At 46.1% G+C, this 11,591-nt stretch carries 9 protein-coding genes, 2 pseudogenes and 1 other annotated feature; of the genes and pseudogenes, 7 read left to right on the top strand and 4 right to left on the bottom strand.

The window, feature by feature from the left end; all coding sequences use genetic code 11:
• From NE671_RS07200 to NE671_RS07190, 3 genes and pseudogenes are all read left to right on the top strand, one after another.
• Complete coding sequence (locus NE671_RS07200; protein ID WP_008369413.1) at window positions 1-393, top strand: VOC family protein; 393 nt, start codon at window positions 1-3, stop codon at window positions 391-393.
• 18 nt (window positions 394-411) lie between these two features.
• Window positions 412-1,776: an MFS transporter gene (locus tag NE671_RS07195; protein ID WP_021652507.1), complete on the top strand. Its 1,365-nt coding sequence runs from the start codon at window positions 412-414 to the stop codon at window positions 1,774-1,776.
• 84 nt (window positions 1,777-1,860) lie between these two features.
• Window positions 1,861-2,277 (top strand): annotated as a pseudogene (locus tag NE671_RS07190) (carbohydrate kinase family protein).
• Window positions 2,278-2,374: 97 nt separating this feature from the next.
• Here NE671_RS07190 and ilvN read toward each other — a convergent pair.
• From ilvN to NE671_RS07175, 3 genes are all read right to left on the bottom strand, one after another.
• Entirely contained in the window at window positions 2,375-2,884 is a 510-nt protein-coding gene (gene ilvN / locus NE671_RS07185) for an acetolactate synthase small subunit (RefSeq protein ID WP_015526065.1), read from the bottom strand.
• Window positions 2,885-2,896: 12 nt separating this feature from the next.
• Entirely contained in the window at window positions 2,897-4,615 is a 1,719-nt protein-coding gene (gene ilvB / locus NE671_RS07180) for a biosynthetic-type acetolactate synthase large subunit (protein WP_015526064.1), read from the bottom strand.
• A 100-nt stretch (window positions 4,616-4,715) separates the two neighbouring features.
• Window positions 4,716-4,957, bottom strand: a binding site (T-box leader).
• Between the two features lie 183 nt (window positions 4,958-5,140).
• Complete coding sequence (locus NE671_RS07175) at window positions 5,141-6,427, bottom strand: HlyC/CorC family transporter (protein WP_021652503.1); 1,287 nt, start codon at window positions 6,425-6,427, stop codon at window positions 5,141-5,143.
• Window positions 6,428-6,549: 122 nt separating this feature from the next.
• On the opposite strand from NE671_RS07175, the pseudogene NE671_RS07170 reads away from it, so the two are divergent.
• From NE671_RS07170 to NE671_RS07155, 4 genes and pseudogenes are all read left to right on the top strand, one after another.
• Window positions 6,550-7,080 (top strand): annotated as a pseudogene (locus NE671_RS07170) (FtsX-like permease family protein); the annotation flags it as partial.
• Between the two features lie 265 nt (window positions 7,081-7,345).
• Entirely contained in the window at window positions 7,346-7,723 is a 378-nt protein-coding gene (locus tag NE671_RS07165; protein WP_015526060.1) for a diacylglycerol kinase family protein, read from the top strand.
• Between the two features lie 94 nt (window positions 7,724-7,817).
• On the top strand, window positions 7,818-8,249 hold the full coding sequence (locus NE671_RS07160) for a phasin family protein (protein WP_202885307.1): 432 nt from the start codon (window positions 7,818-7,820) through the stop codon (window positions 8,247-8,249).
• A gap of 142 nt (window positions 8,250-8,391) precedes the next feature.
• Entirely contained in the window at window positions 8,392-9,990 is a 1,599-nt protein-coding gene (locus tag NE671_RS07155; RefSeq protein WP_173734282.1) for an ABC1 kinase family protein, read from the top strand.
• A 143-nt stretch (window positions 9,991-10,133) separates the two neighbouring features.
• On the opposite strand, the gene NE671_RS07150 is transcribed toward NE671_RS07155, so the two are convergent.
• Window positions 10,134-10,961 (bottom strand): AraC family transcriptional regulator, encoded by an 828-nt coding sequence (locus tag NE671_RS07150; protein WP_256163819.1) that lies wholly within the window; start codon window positions 10,959-10,961, stop codon window positions 10,134-10,136.
• Window positions 10,962-11,591: the final 630 nt, after the last annotated feature.

Here is an 11,591-nt window from a genome sequence, read left to right as displayed (position 1 = left end):
ATGGAAAATAAATATGGAATTGTCGGAGTTGCCCATGTCGGGCTTCCGACAAACGATTTGCAGAAAACAGTTGAGTTTTATAAGAGTCTTGGATTTGAAGTAATTATGCAGTCTTATAATGAAAAAGCAGGGGAAAAAGTGGCATTTTTACAGATAAAAAATTACTGTATAGAAACTTTTGAAAATGGGCAGGCGGCAATGTCAGACGGTGCATACCAACATGTTGCACTTGATGTGGAAGACATTGAAAGTATGTATCAGAAAATCTGCAATGAAAAATACACAATTATTACAGACGGAATCGAAGAACTGCCATTTTGGGAAAATGGTGTGAAGTTTTTTATGATCAAGGGACCAAATGAGGAAAGAATAGAGTTCTGTCAGAAACTCTGATAAAAATAGGAGGGACATATGGGAAGCGAAAACAAAAATGGAAAAGTACCGCTGATCAGTAAGATTGCATATGGTTTTGGTGATGTCGGATGTAATTTCAGCTGGATGTTCGTCAGTAATTTTCTGATGATATTTTATACAGACGTGTTCGGAATCAGTATGGCGGCTGTGTCAGCACTTATGCTTTTTTCAAGATTTTGGGATGCGATCAATGATCCAATCGTCGGGGGACTTACGGATAAAACAAAATCGAGATGGGGACGGTACCGTCCATGGCTGTTAGTAGCGGCACCAATTACAGCGATTCTTCTTGTTATGACATTCTGGGCAAGACCTGACTGGCCGCAGAATGGAAAGATCATTTATATGGTAATTACATATTGTCTGCTGGTTTTGGGGTATACCTGTGTGAATATTCCATATGGAACCTTGTGTGGTGCTATGACACAGGATATTGATGAACGTGCAAAAATAAATACGTCCCGTTCGGTTGCAGCGATGATTGCAATTGGTGTGTTAAATATTATCACAGTTCCGCTGCTCAGCAAATTCGGCAGTCACAGTGCAAAGACAGGATATCTGACGGTGGCGGTCATATATGGATGTATTTTTACAGCCTGTCATTTCTTCTGCTTTGCGAAGACGAAAGAGGCAGTGATTACTCCGGAAAAAGAAAAAATTTCTGTAAAGATACAGTTGAAAGCAGTCATGCAGAACAGACCATATCTTCTTGCATTGGCAGGACAGATATTATTTGGATTTACATTATATGGTAGAAATGCAGATATTCTGTATTATTTTACATATGTGGAAGGGAATGCCTCCTACTACACAACTTATTCGATGTGCATCATTATTCCTTCTATCATCGGGGCAGCCTGTTTTCAACCATTATTCCGCAAGTTGAATAACAAAGGAAGAACAGCATCTCTCTTTGCTTTATTTACAGGAATTTCCATGTTGTCTATGTTTTTCTTCAATGCCAAAGAATCACCAGCTATTTTTTATGCATTATCTGGTCTCACACAGTTTTTCTTCTCTGGATTTAATACCGCAATCTATGCAATTATTCCAGACTGTGTGGAATATGGGGAGTGGAAAACCGGACTTAGAAATGACGGTTTTCAGTATGCATTTATTTCACTTGGAAATAAAATCGGAATGGCAGTTGGAACAGCACTTTTAGCAGGATTACTTGGAAAATATGGTTATATTGCAAATCAGACACAAAATGCAACTGTACTTTCAATTATGAAACATGCATTTACGACGATTCCGGGTGTACTGTGGATTGTGACTGCGGTTGTATTATTTTTCTACCGGTTAAATAAAAAACGTTATAACGAGATTGTAGAGGAACTGAAAAATGGAAGAAAAAGTTGATATCGTGGCATTGGGAGAGTTGCTTCCTATGATCCAAATTATCGCTCGTCTCTTTGGAAGAGCAAAGAGTATGCAGTGAAAAAAATGAGATCTGTCATAGAATTGGTAGATGTCATGAAGGTATCGGATGAAGAGAGTACTCTGTTGACAGAGGCGAAAAGTTATGAGCAGGCTGCAGATCAACTCCTTGCCATGGGACCAAAGCTGGTTGCCATTACATTGGGAGAATAGGGCGTTCTTATGGCAACAAAAAGCAGAAAAGAAATCATCAAAGCATTTCAGACACATGCGGTCGACACGACTGGGGCAGGTGCTTCATTCTGGGGAGGCGTATTATGCAGTATCCTTTCTATGAATAAGAATGTTGAAAAAATGGAATGGGAAGAGATCAAAAAGTGTGCTGTTTTGGGAAATGCAGTTGCTGGATTGTGTGTGCAAAAGAGAGGCGGAATCCCTGCGATTCCGACGAAAGAGGCAGCGCTTGAATTTATGCAGAAATAATGAATGTATATGAACAAACTCGGGGCTGTAAAAATCACGATTTATTAATCGTTAAAGCATCAGCCCCGTGTTTTTCTGTCGGAGTATTATTCCGCTTTTATCTCTCCATCATGCTGATGGACTCAATTCCGACACTTCCGCCGCGGACAACTTCGATATGCTTGAACTCTTCTTTGATAAGCTTGATGACCGCGTCATTTTTGGTTGCGGTCTGGACGAATTCCAGAAGGAGGCTGTCTTTTCCATAGTCGATGACACGTGCCTTGAAAGTCTCAGCAATCTGGAAAAGTTCTACTTTATCTTCCGGGGAGCAGCCCTTTACCTTGATGTAAAGGATCTCCTTCATTCGAACGAACACGTCTGTAAAATCAATAACCTTGATCACCTCGATCATACGGTTCAGCTGTTTTTTGATCTGCTCAAAAGTCTCATCATCGCTGACTGTGGCGATGGTCATTCTGGAAACTGTGGGGTCCTCGGTGGTTCCAACAGTAAGACTGTCCAGGTTATAGGACTTTCCGGAGAAAAGACCGGAAATCTTGGAAAGAACACCGACCTGGTTTTCAACGTAGAGAGAGATCCATCTTTTTTTCATTCCTTTATCCATCATTCATTCCTCCTAACAATCCATGATCAGATCAGCCAGGGTGCCGCCCGGCTTGACCATCGGGTAAACCATTTCCTCCGGATCAATGATAAATTCGATGATCGTAGGAGTTTTTGTATTCTTTTTAGCCTCTTCGAAAGCAGCCGCGATCTGATCCTTCTCAGTTACGCGGATACCCTTTGCCCCATAGCTCTCTGCGAGACGGATGAAATCCGGTGTGTATTCCGGATATTCCTGACCGTCTGTGCGGCGGGAGAGTGCACCGGCCTTCAGATTTGTCATGGCGTAACGTTTTCCGTAGAAAAGCTTCTGCCACTGGCGGACCATTCCGAGATATTCATTATTAAAGATACAGCAGATGATCGGAAGCTCCTCCAGAACTGCGGTAGCCAGCTCCTGAATGTTCATCTGCATGCCGCCGTCACCGGAAACGGAGATGACCGGTGTATCCGGATTACCAATCTTGGCACCGATAGCACCTGGAAGGCCATAACCCATGGTTCCAAGTCCACCTGACATGATCAGCTGACGGTTCTCGGTGATGTCTGCATACTGGCTCACCAGCATCTGATGCTGACCTACATCGGTAACAAGAATGGCCTTGTCAAACTGGCGGTTGATCTCGCCGATGATATCCAGCGGTCCCATAATACCACGGTCTTTCATGGTAAGAGGATGCTCTTCCTTCCATTCCTGGATCTGCTTCAGCCATTTGCCGGTATTACAGTCCTGTACATATTCATTCATTTTTGTTATTGCCTCTTTTGCATCGGCAACGATGGGGATGTCTACATGGATATTTCTGGAAATGGAAGCGGTGTCAATATCAATGTGGACGATCTGTGCATGTGGGGCAAATTCATGGAGCTTGCCTGTGATACGGTCGTTAAAACGGGTTCCAATGGAAAACAGAAGATCGCATTCATTCACTGCCATATTTGCGGCATAAGCGCCGTGCATACCGAGATTTCCGATAAACAGAGGGTTCTTTGTGGAAATGGCGCCACGTCCCATGACGGTTGTGACAACCGGGATCTGAGTTTTCTCAACAACCTGGGTAAAAATCTCCTGCGCGCGGGAAATGATCACACCGCCGCCAGCAAGAAACAGAGGTTTTTTGGCCTTCTGCAGCATTTTGAGGGCACGCTTAAGCTGTCCGATATGCACGCTGGTGTTAGGCTTGTAGCCACGGATATTGACGGTCTTCGGATACTCAGCACTTCCCAGCTCGGCCATTACATCCTTTGGAAGGTCGATGAGAACCGGGCCTGGGCGTCCGGTGCGTGCGATATAGAAGGCTTCCTTGATGATACGTCCAAGATCCTCACGGTTGCGGACGGTAACACCGTATTTTGTGATGCTTCTGGTGATCCCGACAATATCAACCTCCTGGAACGCATCGTTTCCGATGAGGTGACGGGCAACCTGTCCGGTAAAGCATACAAGCGGAACACTGTCATAGTTGGCAGTTGCAAGACCTGTAACAAGGTTGGTAGCTCCGGGACCGCTGGTAACGAGACATACGCCAACCTTTCCGGTAGTTCTGGCATAGGCATCTGCTTCGTGTACAAGGGCCTGCTCGTGACGTGGCAGGATGATGTCAATGCCGCTCTGTTTATATAATTCATCGCTGATATCGATGGTGCAGGCACCAGGATAGCCGAACAGAACATCAACGCCTTCTTCTTTTAAGGCTTTTACAAGCAATTTGTTTCCGGAAATCTGTTTCATGAATTGGTTCCCTCCTTTGATGATGTGAAAAGTTAAGCAGATAAGGGCTGTCGCGAGAAATTTTTCCAATAAAAAAGTCCCGGCATATCGGATAAAATATGCTCAGGACGGATGATTCCGCGGTACCACCTGTTTTCAGAGGTAAAACTCTGCTCTCTGCCAGTACAAAATTATACTGCCTCCCTGTAACGTGGGAATGACGATGAAGCCTACTGCATGAAGATCCATGGTTCAGTCCACTGCTCGAGGGCTACTTCCACAGTTCAGTCACGAAGATTCTCACCGGCCATCTTCTCTCTGTGCATCCGGAGACTGTGTACTACTCCCTGTCATTGCATTTAGTAAATATGGATAAAAATTTTCTATCATTATAATATAAAATATCGGAACTGTCAATTAGAAATCCTGATGGCTCAATGGGTGAGCCGGGGATTACGATAACAGTTCCGATATGGATGATATTAAGTATTAAATATTTTTTCGGTACATTAGCTGTTTCTTGTTACGGAGCTGGAGCCTGCTTACTCAGGATTCGGTATTATCCAGTGTTTCAGGATCTTTTTCCGGAAGGTAGACATGCACTTTCTCGATACGGTTTTTATCCAGCTTTTCTACGATCAGACGGATTCCGTCCTCTGTGATCACTTCGTCACCGGCAACAGGCAGACGATCCAGATGTTCGATGATAAATCCACCCAGGGAATCATAATCCTCGGAATCCAGTTCCGTATCCAGATGATCATTTACGTCATCCAGATGCATGGAACCTTCGATGATATATTCCCGGTCGGAAATCTTCTGGACAAGCTCGTCCTCCTTCTCATCGTATTCGTCATGGATCTCACCCACGATCTCCTCCAGGATATCCTCCAGTGTGATCAGTCCGGCCATATCACCGTATTCATCCAGTACAATGGCAATGTTGAAGGTGGAGTCCTTCATTTCCACAAGAAGATCGGAAATGCTTTTTGTTTCGTAAGTGAAATGCGGCTTTCGGAGGAAATGATCGATAACAAATTCCTCATTTTTGTCGTAAAGAAGAAGATCCTTCATGTTGATGATTCCCACAATGTTGTTCTGGCTGTCCTTATAAACCGGCAGACGTGTGAACTTATCCTCGCGGAAAATATCGATCAGTTCATCATAGGTGGATTCCACATCCGCAAAGGTAACATGTACTCTTGGAACCATGATATCCTTGGCTGTGGCATCTCCAAGATCAAACACATTGTAGATCATTTCTTTTTCGTCGGATTCAATGACACCGTCCTCATGGCTGACGTCCACGATAGTACGAAGCTCCTCCTCGGTCATGGCCTTGCTGGCTGCATCCGGATCCACACGCATCAGGCGCATCACACCTCTTGAAAAGAGATTGATGATGAAGATCACCGGTGTCATGATGGTCATAAGAAATTTAAAGACCGGGATATAGCGGAGGGTGATCTTTTCAGAGTTAATGGTTGCGTAGTTCTTGGGGGTGATCTCACCGAAGATCAGGATCAGAACCGTCAGAATCACCGTCACGATGCTGACCATATAGCCGCCAAAGCTGTATGCAAGTGTGGTTGCAAGGGAAGAAGCTGAAATGTTCACAATGTTGTTTCCGATGAGAATCGCACTGAGAAGCTTGGGCGTCTGGTTCTCCAGGATATCGAGAGCCATGGCTGCACGCTTGTTTCCCTCGTCTGCAAGAGAGCGGAGACGGATCTTGTTTACCGACATCAGCGCGGTTTCGTTAGATGAGAAAAAGGCTGACAATGCCAGCAGAATAAGTAATATGATTATCTGGTAAGTGTCGCTGGGGTCCACTTTCAATATTCACTCCTTTAAAAATAAGATTATTTGGTTAAAAATATACAGATACTCCCACATTATATACGTTTTACTGGATTTTGGCAAGAGCCGGACCGGTACAGCGCATATAGATATTTGGAGATGATTATTTTGGAGGATATTTCTCTGATACAGAGATCAGGGATATCCCTTCAAAATATATCGGCTCTGTCATTGATCTGGAAGCTCTTACAAAAATATCCAGGCAGCTGGATGTCTCCATGGGAGATATGATGGGAATGATGTATGGATTTTCCGTGATCATTTTCCTGGTGGTGATCTATCTGCTTTCCAAGGTCATCATCGAAAAAAATGCCCAGTCGATTTCTATGACCAAGATCCTGGGCTATACAAATGGTGAGATCAGCCGTTTGTATATACTTTCCACATCACTTGTGGTGGTGTTCTGCCTGCTGTTAAGCCTTCCGGTTGAACGGCAGATCATGGAAGTGCTGTTCCGCGAGATGATGCTTTCCAGTATTTCGGGATGGATCACCATGTGGGTGGATCCCATGATCTATGTGAAAATGACAGCGATCGGAATCGTAGCCTATGCAGTGGTAGCAGTGCTGGAATTCCGGAGAATCCGTCAAGTGCCCATGGATGAAGCACTGAAAAATGTGGAATAATATGTGACATCTGTATATATATCCGGAAAAATAATTCAGGATATCCGGAAATTTTACAGAATATGCAACAGGATCAGGAGTATGTGTGGTTTAACTGAATGCGGATGCTTTTATCCGCTTGAACAGTTGTCTGTGAATAACCACATATACTCCTTAAATATTCATAAATTTTCCGGAATACTGGAAATATTACTACAAACTTGTTATAATAATCCCATACTTCCCGTTGGAGGGAATAATTCAAACAGGAAATCAGGTGAGGAACATGGCAGGCAGAAAGAAGGATCCGCTGTATAAAAGCTTCGGATATGCGTTTCAGGGGATTTTTACCTGCATCCGCAAGGAAAGAAATATGAAGATCCACTGTATGGTGGCAGCGCTTGTGGTGATCGCAGGACTGATCCTTGGGATTTCCGTGACAGAGTGGTGCATCTGCCTGGGGCTGTTCGGAATGGTGATGGCGCTGGAACTGGTGAATACGGCAGTGGAAGCTGTTGTGGATCTGGTTACGGAGGAACGTCACCCACTGGCAAAGATCGCCAAGGACACAGCGGCCGGAGCAGTACTGATCGCAGCGATCATGGCAGCGATCGTCGGACTGATCATTTTTGTTCCCAAGGGACTTGTTTTTCTGGGAATATGACAGGAACAGGAAATTTTGTTTCATGACAGGGGCTGGTGTCGGACTGCAGAGTGATAGTCGGGCAGCTGCCGGTTTCAGGAAAGGAGAAAATATTATGGAATTAGGTGAAGGACTGAAGAAAATTTTATTGGTGGGTATTGGTACAGCAGCAGTGACAGCAGAGAAATCTAAGGAGATTCTGGATGAGCTGGTAAAAAAAGGTGAGCTCACCGTTGAGCAGGGCAAGGTTCTCAATCAGGAACTGAAGCACAATATCAAGTCAACTGTTAAGACAGCAGCAGATTCCGTGAAAGAATCCGCAGCCAGAAAGAACGAGCAGGAGGAGCTTAAGGCGACGATCTCCAAGCTCACACCGGAGCAGCTTGCAGCTGTGAAGGCACAGATCGAGAGCATGCAGGCTGAGGCAGCTGCAAAAGAGGAAGAAGTACCTGTAGCAGAGCCTGTTGAGGATGCAGCCACAGAGACTGTTGAAGAAGAGAAAACAGAAGCAGCCGGCGGGAGTGAGGAAGCTCCGGAGGCAGAATAAAAAGAGACTTCTGAGAAAACAGCAGAACTCATGGAAGAAGCCGGACAGAACAAGACGGTGGAACAGAAACAAAAAGGCAGTTTAAGCACAAAGAGGAAGTATGAAAGCTGTCGGAGAATTAATAACGTAAACGGAGAATTTTATGGCCAGAGAAGAACAGGAGAAAAAAGAAAAAAGCGGATATGGAGAACGGCTGAGAGAGATCACAGCCGTTCTGAAAAAGCATGCCATTACCCGGGGTGTTTCTCCTGAGAAGCTCCGGCTCATACTGGAAGACCTGGGCCCAACTTATATCAAGTTGGGTCAGATTATGTCCCTGCGTTCCGATATTCTTCCCAAGAGATACTGTGATGAGCTGATGAAACTCTGCTCGGATGTACCACCCATGCCATTTTCCCAGGTCATCGAGGTTCTGGAGGAATCCATGGGGTGTCCGTGGCAGGAAGAATTTCAGCATATTGAGCAGAAACCGCTGGGTGCTGCTTCAATTGCCCAGGTTCACCGCGCTACGCTGAAAACCGGAGAAGAAGTTGTGATCAAGGTTCAGCGTAAGGGAATCTATGAAACCATGGCAAGGGATATCGGCCTGATGCATAAGGCTGTGCGTCTGATGCCGCCGGTAAGCATCAAGGGTATGGTGGACTTGAACATGGTTTTAAGCGAGCTGTGGACAGTGACCCAGGAGGAGATGAATTTCCTGACGGAAGCTGCAAATATGGCGGAATTTGCAAAAAAGAACAAAGATGTGGCTTTTGTGAAAGTGCCGATCCTCTACCGTGAGTACATTTCGCCGCATATTCTTGTGATGGAATATATTGACGGTTTTGCGGTCAATGACAAGGCTGCGCTTCTGGTCAATGGTTATGATCTTAATGAGGTCGGAACGAAATATGTGGATAATTTCATCAAACAGGTGATGGAGGATGGCTTTTTCCATGCGGATCCCCATCCGGGAAACGTGCGGATCCAGGATGGAAAGATTGTCTGGATCGATATGGGAATGATGGGGCGGCTTACAGAGCACGATCGTCAGCTGATCGCAGAAGCTATTGAAGGGGTTGCCATGAACAACATCGGCAAGATCCAGGATGCGGTCCTGGCTCTTGGGGAGTTTAAAGGCAAACCGGATTCCAGCAAGCTTTATGAGGATATCCGCGGACTTATGGAGAAATATGGTACTGCGGATATGGGGAACATTGATGTGGCAGAGGTGATGGTGGACCTGATGGAGGTCATGAAGGAGAATAAGATCATGATGCCTCACGGATTGACTATGCTTGCAAGAGGACTGACCCATGTGGAGGGGGTTCTGGCTGAGATCTGTCCGGACATCAATATGACACAGATTGCTGCGGCAAGGCTCAAGGAGCAGTTTTTGAGCAATGGGAACTGGAAGCGTGAGATCAAAAAAGAAGGAAAAAATCTTGCCTGGTCGCTGAAACGTGCAGTGGATATTCCTTCTCTGGCGGCGGATTTCCTTCAGGGCTGTATGAAGGGGCAGACAAAGATCAATCTGGATCTTCATGCCTCGGATGATCTGGCGTGGCTTTTGCGGCGGCTGGTGCGGAATATTGTGATGGGGCTGTGGGTGATGGCACTTCTGATCAGTTCCAGTATTATCTGTACTACGGATATGAAACCAAAGCTGTGGGGGATTCCGGCGTTGGGCGCCTTTGGCTATGTGTTTGCTTTTATTATTGTTTTGTATGTGTTTATCAAGCATTTCTTTTCCGGAAAATAAAAGACGGAGATCATTTGCAGAGTCTGCGGGATGGTTTCCGTCTTTTTTTGCTGTTATGGAATTGTTTCGGTCTGCTGTTATAACTGCGATTAGGAGCTATCATCTTCCGACCGGCTGGTAAAGGACGGAGTGCGGGTGTCTGGTCAGGTGTAGATGGTTCCGCTGTAGGCTTTGCGGAATTCCTTTGGGGTGTAGCCGGTTCCCTGGCGGAAGTAGTTGCAGAAGGAGGGAGCGTCCCGGAAGCCGCAGGAGAGAGCAGCTTCTGTGATGGTGCAGGAGGAGGAGCAGAGAAGCTGGGTTGCCATCTGGAGTCGGTGTTTTAGGAGATATTGTTTTGGGGAGGTGTTTTCATGTTCCATGAAGATCCGGTAAAGATAGGAACGGTCGATTCCTACGTAGTGTGCTACGTCTGAGATCTGGATGGGGTAGGCATAGTTGTTTCTGATGTATTCGGAGGCTTTCTGAAAGTACAGGTTTGAGATGTCGGTCCTGCTTTCGGAGGGCTTTTTTTGCATGTCGGATAATATCAGGAGGAGGTTTCCTGTGGAGGCAAGGTCGTTTCCGTTGTTTTCGGAAAAGGTGTCAAGTAGGCTTTGCATGTGGGTGAGGAGGCTGTTTTGCCGGGAGGGTGTTTCCGGGGTGAAGATGGGGGTGTCGGAAAATACGGTTTGCTTCAGGATTTCTTTGCAGGCGGAGCCGTCAAAGCCTGCCCAGGCATAGCTCCAGGGGTCGGAGGTGTCGGCGCGGTAGTAGATGGAGTCCATGGGGCGGATGAGAAAGGCGTCGCCTGTTTTCAGATGATAGGTGTGGCCGCTGCACTGGTAGATGCCTTTGCCGTGGAAGATCACGTGGAGAAGGTAGTGTGGGCGCATGGCCGGGCCGAAGGAGTGGTTCGGGCCGCAGTCTTCCTGGCCGCAGAAGTAGACGGAGAGGGTGTGCTGGGTTTGGGTTTCTTTGGAATCGTTTTTCATTTGGGTGGGCCTCCTGTTTTTGGGTTATTCAACAAAAACGCAATTTTGGGTCACAAAATGGGATGGAATGTTGTATGAGGTGATTATACAATATTGGGTGTGGGAAGGGCAAGGATGGATATGGATATACGGACGCCCGTGAGGTGTGTGCTGCCTGTCGGCGGGGCTTCGTCGGGGGCTGACTTCTAAGCCGCTGAAAATCTGCTAAAAGCGCTTTAAAAATTCTCGAACTCGCGTCTGAAGCCGCTCAGACAGCGAGAATTTTTGAAGCAACGCAGATTTCCACCGGCTAAGAATCAGCACCCCTCCTGCAGAGTCCGCCGACAGGCAGCACACACCTCACGGGCTGGTATTTCAGGGCGGAAGGGATAGAGTGGCGGTGGTGGGTGGGATTACAGGCGAGACGGGAAGCGGCTGGAGAAAATGTGGTTGACGGAGCGGGATGAATACATCGGTGTAGCGTAGCATTATCAATACCGTAGAATACATCGCCGTGCCAATACATTAACACATTTCCACAGCGTACGACAATATAGCGTGCCCGGAAAGGGGGAGTGCGAGGGGGAAAAGCGGGCCAATGCCATTTAGATAGAACATTTTGTAGATGATTCTTTATGTTACATTCTGTAA

Source organism: Blautia sp. DFI.9.10 (genome assembly GCF_024461705.1).
Taxonomy (GTDB): domain Bacteria; phylum Bacillota; class Clostridia; order Lachnospirales; family Lachnospiraceae; genus Blautia_A; species Blautia_A fusiformis.
The sequence above is the reverse complement of the archived record's forward strand: the minus strand, read 5'-3'. Positions and strand labels throughout refer to the sequence as shown.